This window comes from Microlunatus sagamiharensis, from assembly GCF_900105785.1.
GTDB classification, from domain to species: Bacteria; Actinomycetota; Actinomycetes; order Propionibacteriales; family Propionibacteriaceae; genus Microlunatus; species Microlunatus sagamiharensis.
This window is the reverse complement of the sequence record NZ_LT629799.1, coordinates 3,387,609-3,403,657: the sequence shown is the minus strand read 5'-3', so window position 1 is coordinate 3,403,657 and position 16,049 is coordinate 3,387,609. Positions and strand designations below refer to the sequence as shown.

Here is a 16,049-nt window from a genome sequence, read left to right as displayed (position 1 = left end):
GTGCGGCTGACACCTGCGCGGAGCCGGACCGGCCCGCCCGGAGGGAGCTCCATGCAGACCGCACGACCACCGGCACCGGCGAGGGACACCGGGCTGCCGCCCGGCGTCAAGGTCGGGCCGCTCGGCCAGCGGCTCCTCGCGTACGTCATCGACTCGGTCGTGCCGGCCCTCGCCGGCGTGCTGGCCGGCCTCGGCCGTGAGAACGGCCCCGTCCTGGTCGTGGTCGCCGCCCTGCTCGCGCTCGCCTGGGGCGTCCTCTGCTGGCAGCAGCTGGTGTCCCGTGCCGCGACGCCGGGGATGCGGCTGCTCAAGCTCCAGCTCGTCGGCTTCTTCGACGGCCGCCCGCTGGGCTGGGGCCGGGTCCTCGTGCGCTGGCTCGTCTTCACCGTGCTCGGCGCGACCGGTGTGGGCCTGCTGCTGCTGGTCGTGTCGATCTTCCTGAGCCCGCGCCACCAGGGCTGGCACGACCGTGCCGCCTCCGGCGTCGTCATCGTCGAGCGGCCGCTCGCGCCGCGGCGTACGGCGGCGAAGCCCTCCGCCCGCCCGGCGCAGCCCGAGGCCGCGTCGGCACCGCTGCCCGCCGCCAACGGGCGGGACGGCCGCGCGGCCGGCCCCGCTCCGGTCGCGTCCCCGGTCGCCGGCGACCCCGCCGTCGGGCCCGAGCTCGCGCCGCTCGCCGCCGCCCCGGCGGACCAGGAGCAGGAGCGGTCCTCGAGGCCGGCCGACGCCCCGACGGGCGGTCGGCGGACGATCCTCGACGGCTGGGTGGCCGAGCTCGACGACGGCCGCGAGATCCCGGTGCGCGGGCTCGTGCTGATCGGCCGCAACCCGCAGCCCGAGGAGGGCGAGACCGACGCGGAGCTCGTCAAGCTCCCGGACGAGTCGCGCACCGTCTCCAAGACGCACCTGGCCCTCGGCGTCGACGACGCCGGGCTGTTCGTGGTCGACCGCGGCTCGACCAACGGTTCGGTGATCACCGAGCCCGGCCGGGAGGCCGTCCCGGCCGGGGCCTTCCACGCCGTCTCGGTGAGCGAGGGGACCATCGTCTCGGTCGGCGACCACTGGGTGCGGATCCGGCGCGACGCCCGCTGAGCCGCGGCCGTGGGGTGCGAGACGGTGATGGTGACCGGCTCGCGGGCGAGCTTGGTGTGACGCAGCGGTGCTCTGCTCGGCTTTCCCCGGTGGGCGGCAGACGCTGCTCGACGCCGTGACCCTCACCGGGTTCTCGGTCGCCGAGGCGCTCGAGGCCGTCGAGGCCGAGGTCCTCCGGCCACCGAGCACGGGCTCGCCCGCCCTGGAGACGAGCCGGTCGCTCGCCCCCGCTATGGGCGACGCCCGTCCGCAGCACGCCGCGGCGATGCTCACGAGTGAAGAAAAGTCGGCTGATCTTCAGATTCAGCACGCGTGACTGATCTCGTTGTCATAGAGTCCTGCCAGCGGCCGTCGGGGGCCCAGCGGTCGTGGTCAGATTCTCGTGGCCAGGAGCCAGCACGATGTCTTCGCTCACCTCTCCCTCCTCCTCGAACGCGGGCGGTCGCCGCCGGCTCTCGCTGCTCGCTCTCGTCACCGGCCTCGCGGGCGTGGCGATCATGGCTCTGACGATGACGTCGAGCCTGGCCGCGTTCACCGCCTCGATCACCAACTCGATCAACACCGCCGCCGCGGGCACGGTGATCATGCAGGAGCAGAACGCGGCCGGCACCGTCACGTGCCTCAGCACCGACGGCACGGGCAACAACGTCACCAGCAACACCGCCACCTGCTCCACGATCAACAAGTACGGCGGCTCGACGACGATGGTCCCGGGCCAGACCGTCAGCACGACCATCACGATCAAGAACACCGGCACGGCGTCGGTCGCCGGCTTCACCCTGGCGCCGGGCACCTGCACCCAGTCCGGCAACGTCACCGGCAGCGCCACCGACCTGTGCTCCAAGCTCGGCGTCGTGATCTCCCAGACCGCGGGCGGCACCACCACCACGGTCAGCCCCGCCAGCTCGACCCTCGCCAGCCTGGCCACCGGGGGCGCGCTCACCCTGGCCGCGCCGGTCGCGGCCGGGACCACGATCACGTACAAGTTCGACGTGACCCTGGCGTCGTCGGCCGGCAACACCTACCAGGGCCTCGCGGCCTCCCAGCCGCTGGTCTGGACCTTCACCGCCTGAGCGAGGCCCCGCCCCGGTGACCTGCTGAGCGCTCAGCAGGTCCCCACCGCGTGGTCGGCGTCGAGCCGATCGTGACGAAAGAGCACCGCAGATGACCACGTGGCCCTCGGCCCACCGCCCCGCCCCGACCGCCACCCGCACCCGGGGCGGGCGGGGCAGGTCCCTGCTCGCCGCGGCGGGCGGAGGGCCGGTGGAGGGGTCGGCGCCATCCCCCCTGCTCGTGGTGCTGCTCGTCGTCGGGCTCGCCGTCCTCTTCGCGGTCCCCACCGCGTGGCGGGCCTCGGGGGGTCGGTGGGCGGTCGTCGAGACCGGCTCGATGGGGACGGCGGTCCCGGTCGGCAGCCTGATCCTCACCAGGCCGCGCCCCGTCGAGACGCTCGGGGTGGGCGACATCGTGACCTACCGCCCGCCGAACCTGCGCTCGATGTACACCCACCGCGTCGTCGGCGTCGAGCCCGGTGGGGCCGTGCGGGTCCAGGGTGACGAGAACGGTGCGGTCGACCCGTGGCCCGTGACCCAGGAGCTCCTCGTGGGGAAGGTCGTCTGGCACGGCCAGGGGCTGGGCTGGCTGGCACGGACGCTGCCGATCGTGCTGCTCGGCTCGATGGTCCTGCGCCTGGCCACGGGGCTGTGGGTGCCCCTGCGCTGGCGTTCCAGCGCCCGGGTGATCGGAACCTGCCTGCTGTTCGCCGCGGTGGCTGCGCTGCTGCGCCCCTTCGTGCACCCCGTGCTGGTGGCGACCACCACGGACAGCGACGGCACCACGCTGCGCGCCACGATCTCCTCGGCCGGGATGCTGCCGACCCGGGTCCACGGGGCCCCCGGCCAGCACGTCGACCTCCTCTCCGGGCAGGTCGGCTCCGTCGTCGTCGCGCCGCCCGGCCCGGGGCACCCGCTCGTGGTCGACGGCACGGCCCACCTCACCGGCTGGTGGCTCGTCGCGGTGGGAGCCGTCTGCCTGCTGCCGATGCTGTGGGTCCTCGTCGTCGGCCTCGCCGAGCCCGCGCCGGCGGACGGGCGGTCGTGAACCGACCGTCCTCCCGGCCCGGCCCGTCGAGGGTGCTGGTGTCCGTGGCCACGGTCGTGGTCAGCGCCGTGATGCTGCTCGTCCCGGGCACGTGGTCGGCCTTCACCGCCAAGGTCACCAACAGCACCGACACCGCCGGCGTCGCGACCGGCGACAGCTGTGCCTGGACCTACGCCACCGGCACCCCCACCCCGTACTTCCTCTACCCGCTGTCGGACAACCCCGTCGGCACGACCGCCGTCGACACCTCCGGGAACCGGCGCACCGCCACCTACACCGGCACGCCCGTCCACTCCGGCGCGAACGCGTGCGCCCGCGACCGGGACGGCAGCACCACGTTCAACGGCACCAACACCCTGCTCGTGTCGCCCACGGCCCAGTCCAGCCCGCAGGTCTTCACCCTCGAGATCTGGTTCCGCACCAGCACCGCCGGCGGCTACCTGATCGGGCTCAACAACTCCGCCACGGGTGCCGGTGGCAGCTACGACCGCCACCTCTACCTCAACAGCACCGGGCAGGTCACCTTCGGCATCTACTCCGGCGGCACCCGCACCGTCACCTCCACGGCGAGCTACAACAACGGCGCCTGGCACCACGCGGCCGCCACCTTCTCCAGCACGGCCGGGCTGACGCTCTACGTCGACGGGCAGAGCGTGGGGACGCCGATCACCACCGCGTACACCGCGGAGAACAACACCGGTTACTGGCGGATCGGCTACGGCAATCTCAGCGGGTGGCCCGGGAGCGCGACGCCCTACTACTTCAACGGCCAGCTCGGCTACGCCGCGTACTACACCAGCGTCCTCAGCGCGAGCACGATCGCCGCCCACTACAGTGCCGGGATCTGAGAGGAAGGCTCCTGCCGTGACGCCTGCACCTGCTCCTGGCTCCGAGCCCCGACTCCTCGTGCGGGCGAGCAGCGAGCAGGTCGGCGACGACGGGGGCACGGCCGGGCTCGACCCGCTGCGGCTCGACGAGCAGCTCTGCTTCGCGCTCTACAGCGCCTCCAACGCGGTCATCCGCACCTACCGGCCGCTGCTGGGGGCCCTCGGCCTGACCTACCCCCAGTACATCGTCCTGATGGCGCTCTGGGAACGCGACGACCTGACCGTGACCGAGCTCGCCGCCCGGCTCGACCTCCCCGTCCACGGCCTGAGCCCCATCCTGGACCGCCTGAGCCGCGAACGGCTCCTCGAGCGCAAGCCCGACCCCCAGGACGGACGCCTGCGCCGCCTGACGCTCACCGACGCGGGGCGCGCCCTCGAGCAGCAGGCGGCCCGGGCCCAGGCCCAGGTCGTGGAGCACAGCCGCTTCGACGCGGTCAGGATCGAGCGGCTGCGCGACGAGCTCCACGTCCTCACCAGCCAGCTGCAGGACCCGCAGGAGGGGCCCCCGCCCGGAGACCGGTGAACGTCGGCGGCGGCCACGACCTCACTGCGTGCCGGCGGCCCGCCCGGGGCGGACGGATAGGGTCGCGCCCATGCTGCTCTCCGACCGCGACATCCGCGCCCAGGTCGAGGCCGGTCGCATCGCGCTCGACCCGTACGACCCGGGGCTGGTGCAGCCCTCGAGCATCGATGTGCGGCTCGACCGCTACTTCCGCGTCTTCGAGAACCACCGCTACCCCCACATCGACCCAGCCGAGGAGCAGCCGGACCTCACCCGAGCGGTCGAGGTCGAGGGCGACGAGCCGTTCATCCTGCACCCTGGCGAGTTCGCGCTCGGGTCGATCTTCGAGGTCGTGACGCTGCCCGACGACGTCGCGGCGCGGGTGGAGGGCAAGTCCTCGCTCGGCCGCCTGGGGCTGCTGACGCACGCGACCGCCGGCTTCATCGACCCCGGCTTCTCCGGCCACGTGACGCTCGAGCTGTCCAACGTCGCGACGCTGCCGATCAAGCTCTGGCCGGGCATGAAGATCGGCCAGCTCTGCTTCTTCAACCTCACCTCGCCCGCCGAGCACCCGTACGGCTCCGCCATCTACTCCTCGCGCTACCAGGGCCAGCGCGGCCCGACCCCGAGCCGTTCGCACCTGGGTTTCGTGCGCGGGGACGTCTGAGCCGAGTTCGCTCCTGCTCCTGCTCCGCTGCTGAGGGACGGACGGGCTCCGGGACACGTGGATCCCGCTAGGACCTAGATGCAGCAGGTTGTGGGTCTTCGTAGCAACCCCGTCGAGCGAGCATCTTCGCGGGCGGGTCATACGAGAAGGGCTTCAGCCTCGCTCCGTCAACCGAGATCGAGTCCCTTCATGTGCCGCTGAACGGACGGCTTGTGACGACGGTCGGCCCCCCAGCGACCGACGGCTCACGTTATCCGGGAAGGCCTGCTCAGCCGGTGATAATCAGCAGACTCCGGGCTGTGTCGAGGACGGTTGCCTGCAGCGGACGTGGTTCCCAGCCGAGGAGGATGCGAGCCTTCGAGTTGCTGATCTGTTTGCGTTTTCCCAGCTCGGGCACCATCGCGCGCAGCCCGGGCCGAAACAGCGCGAGAGCACGGACCAGCCACGACGGCAGTCGGCGTCGGGGTACCCGCGCGCCGGCAGCACCGAGGCCGGCTCGCAGTATCTGCGCGATCTCGACCATGCTGACCGGCGCCTGCCCGACGGCGATGAACCGCTGCCCGACCGCTGCGGGGGTAACCAGTGCCCGCAGGTGAGCGTCGACGACGTCACGGACATCGACCACTCCGAACGCTAAGTCTCCATCATCATGAAGAACCTGAAGCGCTTAAAGTCAAGCCGCAGCGACCTGCCGTGCTCCAACGTGTGCGGGTAACGACACGCCGACTGCCGGGAGCATCGAACGGCTCTGCCAGCCCGTGATCGGCTGCTCATCCTCCGCCAGGGCCTGCCTCTTCTATGACCCCAGCGTCACCAACCTCATGAACCGCAACATCTAGAGGTCGTTGAGATTGGTGTTGGCGCCGCACAGGACGATGACGACGTTCTCGTCGGGGTGGGGTTGATAGGCGCCGGAGGTGAGGGCGGCGAGGGCGGTGGCGGCGCCGTGTTCGACGACGAGGCGGTACTGGTCCCATAGCAGGCTGCGGGCTGCGGTGATCGCATCGTCGGTGACGACGATGCTGCGGATCGGGGTGCGGGTGGTGGTCTCGAAGGCGATGTCGCCAAGGCGGCGGGCTCCGAGTGAGTCGCCGGCGACGCTGGAGATGGTGACGTCGGTCGGGGTGTTGTTGTCGAGTGCGGCGCGCAGTGCGGCGGCGCCTTCGGGTTCGACGCCGACGACGCGGGCGGTGCCGTCGAGGGCGGTGGCGACCCCGGCCATGAGCCCGCCACCGCCGACGGCGACGACGACGGTGTCGATGGGTCCGTCGATCTGATCACCGAGCTCGAGGGCGAGGGTTCCGGCGCCGGCGGCGATGTCGGGCTGGTCGTAGGCGTGGCAGTAGAGCGCGCCGGTGCGGGCGGTCTCTTGCTGGGCGGCGTCGTAGGCGGTGGCGTAGTCGGTTCCGGTTTGGACGACGCGGGCGCCGTAGCGCTGGAGTCGCGCCACTTTGACGGGGGGTGCGGTCTCGGGGACGTAGACGGTGGCCGGGACGCCGAGCTTCGCGGCGGCGTAGGCGTTGGCGAGGCCGGCGTTACCGCCGGAGGCGACGACGATCCCGACGGCTGGGTCGAGCTGGCCGTCCTCGTGGGCGCGGAGGATGCGGTTGAACGCTCCTCGGGCCTTGAAGGTGCCGGTGTGCTGGAACATCTCGAGCTTGACGTAGCCGTGCTCGACGAGCTGCTGGTCGAGCTTCATGACGGGGGTGGTGCGGATGTGGCCCGCGATCCGGCGACGTGCGTCCTCGACGTCGGACCGCTTGATTCTCGGGCCGGTCCGCTTAGCGGGAGCGGGCCTCAACGTGGGTGCTGCGTCGTCGGGTGCGCTCACCAGGCGGTCCAGCCGGCTTCGACGGGGATGGCTGCTCCGGTGATGAAGGAGGAGTCGTCGCTGACGAGGAAGGCGATGGCGTTGGCGATCTCCTCGGGTCGGGCGTAGCGCTTCAGCATCTGTCGTCCGGCGAGGGTGGTGATGGCCTCCTCGCGGGTGGCGAAGCTGCGGATGTGCTCTTCGGCCATCTCGGTCTCGATCCCGCCGGGGCAGACGGCGTTGACTCGGATGGCGGGGGCGTGCTCGAGGGCGAGGGAGCGGGTGAAGCCGAGCACGGCGGCCTTGGAGGCGCAGTAGACCCCGACGAGCGGGATGGCGGCGAGGGCGCCGATCGAGGCGACGTTCACGACTGACCCGCTACCGGTCTTCACCATCTCGGGGACGACGCGTTGCGCGGTGACGAGGTGGGCGAGGACGTTGACGTGCATCAGCCGGTCGAAGTCGGCGACGGTGTACTCGAGGATCGGTTTCGCGATCACGATGCCGGCGTTGTTGACCAGCCCGTCGACCCGGCCGTACGCGGCGACGACCTGGCCGGTGAGGTCGTCGATAGTTGCGGGGTCCACGATGTCGCCGGCGGTGGCGACGGCTGCGCCGCCCGCCTCGCGGACCAGCGCCGTGGTCTCCTCCAGCGCGGCGGCGTCGACGTCGGTGAGTCCGAGCCGGGCGCCGTCGGCCGCCAGTCGCTGCGCTGTCGCTCGGCCGACGCCGCGACCGGCGCCGGTCACGATCGTCACGGAGCCTTCGAGTCGAGCCATTTGTTCACGTCGCTTTCCGGGTGGTTAGGGGGCAGGGTCAGAAGTCGGGCGGGCAGGGACGGCGGACGACGACTTCGGAGGTGCTAAGGCGGGTGTCGACGACGCAGCGGTCGACCTTGGGGCGGTCGACCTTGGGGCGGTCGACCTTGGGGCGGTCGACGTAGGGGTAGTCGACCTGTGAAGCAGCCGACCTCGAGGTTCAGCCGGACGTGGGTTGGTCGAGCGAGGAGCTCGCGGCAGCGTCCTTGACCGCGGCGGCGTCCTTGGCGGCGGCGTCGTTGGTCGCGGCCCAGTTCGCGAGGAGGCGGAGGCCGTCGTGGGAGGGGGTGCCGGGCTTGGCGCTGTAGGCGGTGAGGAGCAAGCCCTTCCCGGTGGCTGGTTCCATCCCCTCGAAGGTCAGGTCGAGGTCGCCGACGACGGGGTGGTGGACGCGTTTGTCGCCGGACCGGTGCTCGCGCACCACCTGGGAGGCCCACAGGGTGCGGAACGTGTCGCTGCGGGTGGCGAGCTCTCCGACGAGGTTGCTGAGCGAGCGGTCGTGGGGTGTCCGGCCGGCGGCGCCGCGCAGGATCGCGACGGTCTGCACGGCTGCGTCCTGCCAGTCGCGGTAGAACACCTGGGCTCGGGGCTCGAGGAAGACGAAGCGCCCGAAGTTGGGGGGTCGGTCCCCCGAGGCGTACAACTCGGAGTAGAACGCCGCCCCGAGGCGGTTGCTGGCGATCACGTCGAGGCGACCGTTCTGCACGATGGCGGGCACGTCCTGCATCGCGTCGAGGAGCTGCTGCAGTCCCGCGGTGACCGGTTGGGTCCGGCTGGAGGTGCGTTGCTTCGACGCGGTGCACGACGCCCGGGCGAGGTTCCACAGGTGGGTGTGCTCGGCCTCGTCGAGCTGCAAGGCGCGGCTGACCGCGTCGATCACGGACTCGCTCATCCCGGTCGAGCTACCCCGTTCAAGTCGGGTGTAGTACTCGACGCTGATCCCGGCGACCAGCGCGACCTCTTCACGGCGCAGACCCGGGACCCGGCGACGACCGCCGAAGTCGGGCAGGCCGACCTCCTCGGGTGTGAGCCGGGCTCGCCGGGAGACCAGGAACTCACGCATCTCGCTGCGGCTGTCCATGAGGGTGAACGTACGCGCCACGTCGGGACTTAGGGGGTCCCTGGCAGTCACTGGATAGCCAGGGACTCCCTCCCCGCCCGCCCGGGGCCTTGACTGAACGTCAAGCACACCTCGGGAGAAGGCACACACATGAGTGACACGAAGGTCTGGTTCATCACCGGCGCAGCGCGCGGCATGGGCGTCGACATCGCCAAGGCGGCCCTCAAGGCGGGCCATGCGGTCGTGGCCACCGCACGCGACGCGCAGAAGGTCACCGACGTCCTCGGTGAGCACCCCGATCTTCTCGCGGTCTCGCTCGACATCACCGACGAGCAGGCCGCGCAGGCCGCCGTTGTTGCGGCGACCGACCGGTTCGGCCGTATCGACGTCCTGGTGAACAACGCCGGCAACTTCTACGCCGGCTTCTTCGAGGAGATCAGCCCGGCCCAGTTCCGCCAGCAGATCGAGACGAACTTCTTCGGCCCGCTGAACGTGACCCGGGCGGTCCTGCCGGTGATGCGTGCCCAGCGCAGCGGCCATGTCATCACCTTCAGCTCGACCGCAGGGCTGGTCGGGCAGGAGTTCGTCGCCGCCTACTGCGCGTCGAAGTTCGCCCTCGAGGGGTGGATGGAGTCGCTCCGCTTCGACCTCGCTCCCTACGGCATCCAGACCACGATCGTCGAACCCGGCTTCTTCCGCACCGAGCTGCTGGTCGAGGGCTCCTCGACGAACTGGCCCGAGCTGTCGATCGACGACTACGCCCCGCGGACGAAGGACACCATCGCCGGCTGGCGGGAGATGAACGGCAAGCAGGGCGGCGACCCCGCCAAGCTCGCCGCCGCCCTGATCGGCCTCGCAGCGCAGGACGAGCCGCCGCTGCGCTGGCTCGCCGGCGCCGACGCCGTGCAGACCGCCGAGCAGAAGGCGAACGACCTCCTCGCCCAGGCCGACGCCTACCGCGACCTGTCGTCCTCCCTCGACCACGACGACGCCTGACAGCGTCGACAGCAACCACCGGGCCGCGGCGGCAACCCGTCGCAACCCCCCGGGACGGCGGCGTAGCTCGAACGAACGGCCCAGCTCGGACCACGACCACGACAGAAGGACTCTCGCTCATGCAGTACACCCAGCTCGGCACCTCGGGCCTCAAGATCAGCCGCATCGCCCTCGGCACCATGGGCTTCGGAGACGGGAACACCCCGTTCTGGAGCTGGGCGCTGCCCTACGAGCAGGCCGTGCCGTACTTCGCGCAGGCCGTCGACCTCGGCATCACCTTCTGGGACACCGCGAACGTCTACAGCGCCGGCTCCTCGGAGGAGATCGTCGGCCGCGCCCTGAAGCAGGTCGCCCGCCGCGACGACATCGTGCTCGCCACCAAGGTCGCCGAGCACATGCACGACGGCCCGGGCGGCTTCGGCACGTCCCGCAAGGCCGTGATGGAACAGATCGACGCGTCGCTGCGCCGCCTCGGCACCGACTACGTCGACCTCTACCAGGTCCACCGCTTCGACCCCCGCACCCCGGTCGAGGAGACGATGGAGGCCCTGCACGACGTCGTCCGCGCCGGCAAGGCCCGCTACATCGGCGCCTCGTCGATGTTCGCCTGGCAGTTCGCGAAGATGCAGCACGCCGCTCAGACGCACGGTTGGACCACGTTCGTCTCCATGCAGGACCAGTACAACCTCGTCCAGCGCGGCGAAGAGCTCGAGATGTTCGGCCTCCTCGCCGACCAGGGCGTCGGGAGCCTGCCCTGGAGCCCGCTCGCCGCCGGCGTGGTCGCTCGCCCCTGGGGAAGCAGCGGCAGCACCCGCAGCCAGACCAACCCCCGAGCCGACTTCCAGGGCCGACCGCTATGGCTCGACACCGACAAGGCCACCATCGACGCCGTCGAACGCATCGCCACCGAGCGGGGCGTGGCCATGGCCACCGTCGCCCTGGCCTGGGTGCTGCGCAACCCGGTCGTCGACGCCCCGATCGTCGGCGCCACCAAGCCGCACCACCTCACCGACGCCGTCGCCGCACTCGACCTGACCCTCACCGACGACGAGGTCACCGCCCTCGAGCAGCACTACACGCTGCGCGAACCGACCTACTTCTGAACCCGCCCGAGCGCCGCACCAGCCACGGCCCCGTCCACGTACGAACCAGCAGCCACGCACCCAACCGAGCACTGCGGCTCATGCCCGCCGTCAGAACAAGGAGCACCACCATGACGTCCCCGCTGACCGCGACGGCGGCCCTCGTCACCGGCGCCAGCAGCGGCATCGGCCGCGCCACAGCCCTCGAGCTCGCCCGCCTCGGCTCCTCGGTCGCGGTCGTGGCCCGCCGCCTAGACCGCCTCGACACGCTGGTCGCCGAGATCACCGACGCCGGCGGCACCGCGCTCGCGATCAGCGCAGACGTCTCCGAGCGTGACCAGGCCGAGCAGGCCGTGTCGACAGCCGTCGAGCACTTCGGCCGCCTCGACATCCTCGTCAACAACGCCGGACTGATGCTCCTCGGACGCGTCTGCGACGTCGACGTCGACGAGTGGGACCAGATGATCGCGATCAACCAGAAGGGCCTGCTCTACACCACGCACGCCGCGGTGCCGCACCTGCTCGACGCGGCCAAGGACGGGCCACGCCAGGTCGCCGACATCGTCAACATCTCCTCCCTGGCCGGGCGCACGACCTTCCCCACCTCCGGGGTCTACAGCATGACCAAGTTCGGGGTGAACGGCTTCAGCGAAGCGCTACGCCAAGAGCTCGCGCCCGACCACGTCCGCGTCGGCGTCCTCGAGCCCGGCAAGGTCGACACCGAGCTCGACTCGCACAACAACGCCGAGATCCTCGCCGACATCGAGAAGAACTTCGGCGGGTTCACCATGCTCGACCCCCACGACATCGCCGACGGCGTCGCCTACATGGTCACCCGGCCCGCCCACGCCGCCATCGGCGAGCTGTGGGTCATGCCCACCGCTCAGGCCTAATCCCTGCCCGCCCCGGCACCCCTCCAACACCCGAACCCGCATCCGCACGAAGGACGCTGCCGTCAACGCAGCAAATTCAGTCCCAGGAGAGCCATGCCCCTCGCCGTTCGTTTCCGTGCCCTCGGAGGACCTGACGTCCTCTCCGTCGACGAGGTCGACACCCCCGAGCCGGGGCCGGGTGAGGTCCGCATCCGCACCCGTGCTCTGGCCCTGAACCGCGCGGACGTCATGTTCCGCACCGGTACCCACTTCTTCGAACCCCGTTTCCCCCAGGCCACCGGCCTGGAGGCGGCCGGGACCGTCGACGCCGTTGGCCCCGACGTCGCCGGGCTCGCCGTCGGGGACCGGGTCAGCGTCGTCCCTGCGTTCGCGGTGCCCGACTACCCGCTGCACGGCGAGCTGGTCCTCGCCCCGGCCCGCGCGGTGGTCAAGCACCCCGACCGGCTGTCGTGGGAAGAGGCCGCCGCGCTGTGGATGGCGTACGCCACCGCCTACGGCGGGCTCGTCGACATCGCCGGCCTGCGCGCCGGCGACGTCGTCGTCGTCTCGGCCGCGTCGAGCAGCGTCGGGCTTGCCGCCCTCCAGATCGCCGCGATGATCGGCGCCACCCCGATCGCGCTGTCGCGCACCTCGGACAAGCGCGACGAGCTCCTCGCCGCCGGCGCCAGCGCCGTCATCGCCACCGGCGAGGAGGACCTGCGCGGCCGGCTGGCGGACATCACCGGCGGCGCCGGGGTGGACGTCGTCTTCGACCCTGTCGGCGGGCCACTGCTCAGCGAGGTCGCGGAAGCAGCCGCGGAATACGCCACCATCGTCATCTACGGTGCCCTCAGCGACAGCCCGACCACCCTGCCCGTCCTGGCGTTGCTGCAGCACCGGCTCACCCTGCGCGGCTACGACGTGGTCGAGGTCGTCGGCGACGACACCCGCCTGGCCCGTGCCGTCGCCTTCATCAACCACGGCATCACCACCGGCGCGCTACGGCCCACCGTTGACCGCACCTTCGCCCTCAGCGCCATCGCCGACGCCTACACCTACCTCGAGAGCAACGCCCAGGTCGGCAAGGTCGTCATCACGATGCCGCAGACCGACACCACCTGATCCACTCCGGTTCGTCCTAAGAGGCCACGCCATGCCCCTGACCGTGAGAGTACGAACCCAGCACCTCCGACCTCGCGCGTGGTGGCGACGTCCTGGATCGAGAACGATACCGACGCAAAACCGATCTCTAAGACCTCTTGTCCGTTCTCGTATGACGGTGGTTGAGCGCGAGGTGTGAGACGCCGAACATGCTCGAACGGGTGCCCGTTGGCCGGTCTTCGTACGGTCACTGCGCGAGGTCTTGCTAGTCGGGTGCCGTTGTCGCGAAGCTCTCCTACGTCGTCCGTTCACCGGACCCAGGCGGCCTGCGGGTCGGGATGAGAAGCATCTCTTGCTCCCAGGACGGTCGGTTGCAGGCGACGAACGCGCCCGCAAGCTTGACGTCTTGCGGCTTGGGGCCGCCCACGGCGATCGACTCGCGGGTGTCGATCACCGTGCACGGGGAGACGGTCCCGTGCCGATGCCGTGGCTGACGCTGGTGTGGATGCCGTTGGGTAGGTCGCTGACCGAGACCGAGAGGTCGAGGGTGTCACCTCTCCCGGCGGAGCCGGGCGGACGGCGACGTCCAAGCGGTCAGAGCCGGCCAGAAGGCCGGCTGCGCCGGTGGCTGTTCCGCTTCTGAGGACGTTCGGCTTCTGAGGACGTGAGGCAGGTCGTCGTCGTGGGTGCCGAGGAGGCGAGGATCAGTCTGTCGTCGGCTGACAACCATGAGGGGCACTCGCGCGTGGAGGTGGTGTGGAGGCGCTGAGATCGGTGGACGCGACGAGGCCGGGCGAACCCCCGCCGACGACCACGCTCGCATCGCTCTTCGCCGCCCATCACGTGCGGCTGGTCCGGGTCGCGTGGCTGCTCGTGCGCGACGTGGGGGTTGCCGAGGAGCTCGTCCAGGACGCCTTCGTCGACCTGCACTCCCGCTGGGCGCGGCTGAAGCGGCCGGAGGACGCGGCCGGCTACCTGCACGTGTCGGTGGTGAACCGCTGCCGCTCGGCACTCAGGCACCAGAACGTCGTGCGCTCGGCCCCCGCGAAGCGGTGGGAGGACGCCGACAGCGCCGAGGACCAGGCGCTCCTCAGCCTCGAGCGTCGCCGGGTGTTGGACGGGCTGGCCGAGCTGTCACAGCGGCAGCGTGAGGTGCTCGTCCTCCGCTACTACGCGCAGCTGAGCGAGGCAGAGACCGCCGCGGCGCTCCAGATCAGCAGGGGAGCCGTGAAGAGCCATGGCGCCCGTGGCGTCCACGCCCTGCGGCACGTCCTGGGAGTTCCCGATGAGGCTTGATCAAGATCCACGACTGATCTCGGCGCTGCAGAAGGCGATGGACGCCGAGGCCGAGCAGGTCCAGCCGTCACCGGGCGCCTGGGACCGCTTGCAGGAGCGGCTCGTGGCCGAGCGCCTCCGGCCGGTCCGGACACGGTGGAAGACCGGTTGGCCGGTGGCCCTGGCCGGCGTCTCCGTCGCCCTGGTCGTCGTGGCGCTCGTGCTCCTGACGCTCGGCGGCCCCCAGCGGGCGGCGGTCCCGGCCGACACCGTCAGCGCGTTCCCGTCGCCGGTCAGCACCGCCCCTTCCGGCAGGTACCGCCCGAGCCAGCCGAGGGTCGCGTGGACGATCTACCGGCCGGGCACCGACGGACTGCTCGTCGACGCGGCCCGCGCGAGCGCCCCGTACGACCCGGTGCAGGCCGTCGAGTCGCTCTTCGAGCAGGCCCCGACGGTGCCCGGAGCAGTGTCCTTCCCCAGGAACGGCGCCAACCGGGTCAAGAGCCTCACCTACCTCGACGGGACGGTGCACCTCGACATGGCATCCGTCGACGACCAGACGCGTCCCAGAGGTCCCGGAGCCGACGCACAGGCACGGCTGTGGGTCGAGTCCTGGGTGCGCACCGCCGACGAGGCGTTCGACTCCTTCGGGCCCGTCGTCATCACCCTGAACGGCAGCCCGACCACCCTGTACGGCTCGGTCGACACGACGCAACCGCTCTTCGACCCGCGGGTCGAGATCGCGTACACCGGCTCGATCTTCTTCCCCGGCCCTTCGGAACGAGTCACGTCACCGGTCGGCATCGCCGCGATGCCGGGCGCCGTAGGAGACCAGCTCGTCGTGACGGGTCGAGACGGCCGGACGGTCGCGAGCCTCAAGGCGGACGCCGCCGGCGGGGGCCGCACCGTCCTCAGCAGCGCACCGGAGCTCGACCCCGGCGACTACACCCTGACCCTTCGAAGCCGGTCGGGTCAGGTCCAGGAACAGCGCAGCTTCACCGTCACCGGCAGCGCCCCGTCAGGCGCCCGCAGTCCCGTCACAGATCCGCCGACCACACCGGTCGCGACCACCCTGGTGTACTTCCCCGGACCCAAGGACACGCTGCTGGCCGAACCGCGACCGAAGACGACCCTCCTCGAGGCCGTGGCCGCGGTCGGGCGAGAGCCCTCCAGCAACGACGCCTCCTGGCCCTTCGGGTCCTTGACGCTCTCCAGCGTCGCCGAGCAGGACGGCGCGGTCCTGGTCGACTACGCCGGCGACGACAAGATCCGTCCGACCGATCCCGACGCGGCGAAGGCCGCGTTCTGGGCCCAGAGCCTCGTGCACACGGTCTCGGCGTACGTCGGCCGACCAGTCCCTGTCCAGGTGACGCTGCGCGGGAAGAGCTTCCTGCTCTTCGACGCCCTCGACTCCACCGAACCCATCCCGTTCCGACCCCTGGACGAGCGACTGACCGACGGGTTGACCCTGCCGGACGCCGTGCCGGCGCCGGGCCCGCTCCAGGTCGTCGGAGCCCTGGACCAGCGTCGCGACGACGTGACCTGGTACGTCATCGACACGATCACCGAGGAGACGCTCTACCAGGGCACCGCCCCGGTCGCCGCGGACCACAGCTACGGATTCTCGCTGGTCCTGCCGCCCGGTACCTACAAGATCAGGGTCGACGCGGCCAGACGCGGCGCCGCCCCGGCCCAGACCGCCACCGCCGGCTTCGAGATCGTCTGACCTGGCCCAGCACCTCTTCGGCGACTCGGGGTCGCCCGCGCGACGCAGAGCGAGCCTGGTC

The 16,049-nt window shown here is 71.1% G+C and carries 17 protein-coding genes; 13 read left to right on the top strand and 4 right to left on the bottom strand.

Going from position 1 to position 16,049, the window contains the following annotated elements; genetic code table 11:
• The first annotated feature begins 51 nt into the window (after positions 1 to 51).
• From BLU42_RS15700 to dcd, 7 genes are all read left to right on the top strand, one after another.
• Positions 52 to 1,092 carry an RDD family protein gene (locus BLU42_RS15700; RefSeq protein WP_091076337.1) on the top strand — a complete coding sequence of 347 codons (1,041 nt, stop codon included), beginning with the start codon at positions 52 to 54 and terminating at the stop codon, positions 1,090 to 1,092.
• 115 nt (positions 1,093 to 1,207) lie between these two features.
• A complete protein-coding gene (locus BLU42_RS15695; RefSeq protein ID WP_157720008.1) occupies positions 1,208 to 1,408 on the top strand; it encodes a hypothetical protein in 201 nt (66 codons plus the stop codon).
• Positions 1,409 to 1,493: 85 nt separating this feature from the next.
• On the top strand, positions 1,494 to 2,165 hold the full coding sequence (locus BLU42_RS15690; RefSeq protein ID WP_091076331.1) for a hypothetical protein: 672 nt from the start codon (positions 1,494 to 1,496) through the stop codon (positions 2,163 to 2,165).
• Positions 2,166 to 2,256: 91 nt separating this feature from the next.
• Positions 2,257 to 3,192: a S24/S26 family peptidase gene (locus BLU42_RS15685; protein ID WP_157720007.1), complete on the top strand. Its 936-nt coding sequence runs from the start codon at positions 2,257 to 2,259 to the stop codon at positions 3,190 to 3,192.
• Between the two features lie 38 nt (positions 3,193 to 3,230).
• Positions 3,231 to 4,040 carry a LamG domain-containing protein gene (locus BLU42_RS15680; protein WP_157720006.1) on the top strand — a complete coding sequence of 270 codons (810 nt, stop codon included), beginning with the start codon at positions 3,231 to 3,233 and terminating at the stop codon, positions 4,038 to 4,040.
• 16 nt (positions 4,041 to 4,056) lie between these two features.
• Entirely contained in the window at positions 4,057 to 4,602 is a 546-nt protein-coding gene (locus tag BLU42_RS15675; protein WP_157720005.1) for a MarR family winged helix-turn-helix transcriptional regulator, read from the top strand.
• A gap of 70 nt (positions 4,603 to 4,672) precedes the next feature.
• Complete coding sequence (dcd, locus tag BLU42_RS15670; protein ID WP_091076317.1) at positions 4,673 to 5,248, top strand: dCTP deaminase; 576 nt, start codon at positions 4,673 to 4,675, stop codon at positions 5,246 to 5,248.
• A 268-nt stretch (positions 5,249 to 5,516) separates the two neighbouring features.
• Here the strand turns inward: dcd and BLU42_RS15665 are convergent, their stop codons facing one another.
• From BLU42_RS15665 to BLU42_RS15650, 4 genes are all read right to left on the bottom strand, one after another.
• Positions 5,517 to 5,873 (bottom strand): Rossmann-fold NAD(P)-binding domain-containing protein, encoded by a 357-nt coding sequence (locus BLU42_RS15665; RefSeq protein ID WP_091076313.1) that lies wholly within the window; start codon positions 5,871 to 5,873, stop codon positions 5,517 to 5,519.
• A gap of 210 nt (positions 5,874 to 6,083) precedes the next feature.
• Positions 6,084 to 7,079 (bottom strand): threonine/serine dehydratase, encoded by a 996-nt coding sequence (locus BLU42_RS15660; protein ID WP_407940204.1) that lies wholly within the window; start codon positions 7,077 to 7,079, stop codon positions 6,084 to 6,086.
• Positions 7,076 to 7,837 (bottom strand): SDR family NAD(P)-dependent oxidoreductase, encoded by a 762-nt coding sequence (locus BLU42_RS15655; protein ID WP_091076310.1) that lies wholly within the window; start codon positions 7,835 to 7,837, stop codon positions 7,076 to 7,078. Before BLU42_RS15655 ends, BLU42_RS15660 begins: the two co-directional genes overlap by 4 nt.
• A gap of 199 nt (positions 7,838 to 8,036) precedes the next feature.
• Positions 8,037 to 8,957, bottom strand: a complete 921-nt coding sequence (locus tag BLU42_RS15650) for a helix-turn-helix domain-containing protein (RefSeq protein ID WP_091076308.1) — start codon at positions 8,955 to 8,957, stop codon at positions 8,037 to 8,039.
• A 129-nt stretch (positions 8,958 to 9,086) separates the two neighbouring features.
• On the opposite strand from BLU42_RS15650, the gene BLU42_RS15645 reads away from it, so the two are divergent.
• The 6 genes from BLU42_RS15645 to BLU42_RS15620 all read left to right on the top strand — a co-directional run bounded on the left by BLU42_RS15645 (position 9,087) and on the right by BLU42_RS15620 (position 15,988).
• A complete protein-coding gene (locus tag BLU42_RS15645) occupies positions 9,087 to 9,932 on the top strand; it encodes an SDR family NAD(P)-dependent oxidoreductase (protein WP_091076305.1) in 846 nt (281 codons plus the stop codon).
• Between the two features lie 119 nt (positions 9,933 to 10,051).
• Positions 10,052 to 11,035: an aldo/keto reductase gene (locus BLU42_RS15640; protein WP_091076300.1), complete on the top strand. Its 984-nt coding sequence runs from the start codon at positions 10,052 to 10,054 to the stop codon at positions 11,033 to 11,035.
• Positions 11,036 to 11,145: 110 nt separating this feature from the next.
• The gene (locus tag BLU42_RS15635) at positions 11,146 to 11,907 is read left to right on the top strand and encodes an SDR family oxidoreductase (RefSeq protein WP_091076296.1); all 762 of its coding nucleotides are present in this window, start codon (positions 11,146 to 11,148) and stop codon (positions 11,905 to 11,907) included.
• A 93-nt stretch (positions 11,908 to 12,000) separates the two neighbouring features.
• Positions 12,001 to 13,008: a zinc-dependent alcohol dehydrogenase family protein gene (locus BLU42_RS15630; RefSeq protein ID WP_091076293.1), complete on the top strand. Its 1,008-nt coding sequence runs from the start codon at positions 12,001 to 12,003 to the stop codon at positions 13,006 to 13,008.
• Positions 13,009 to 13,761: 753 nt separating this feature from the next.
• The gene (locus BLU42_RS15625) at positions 13,762 to 14,283 is read left to right on the top strand and encodes a SigE family RNA polymerase sigma factor (protein WP_091080719.1); all 522 of its coding nucleotides are present in this window, start codon (positions 13,762 to 13,764) and stop codon (positions 14,281 to 14,283) included.
• Positions 14,234 to 15,988, top strand: coding sequence for a hypothetical protein (locus BLU42_RS15620; RefSeq protein ID WP_172825806.1), 1,755 nt, complete (start codon positions 14,234 to 14,236; stop codon positions 15,986 to 15,988). The genes BLU42_RS15625 and BLU42_RS15620 overlap by 50 nt, the downstream gene beginning before the upstream one ends.
• Positions 15,989 to 16,049 lie beyond the last annotated feature (61 nt).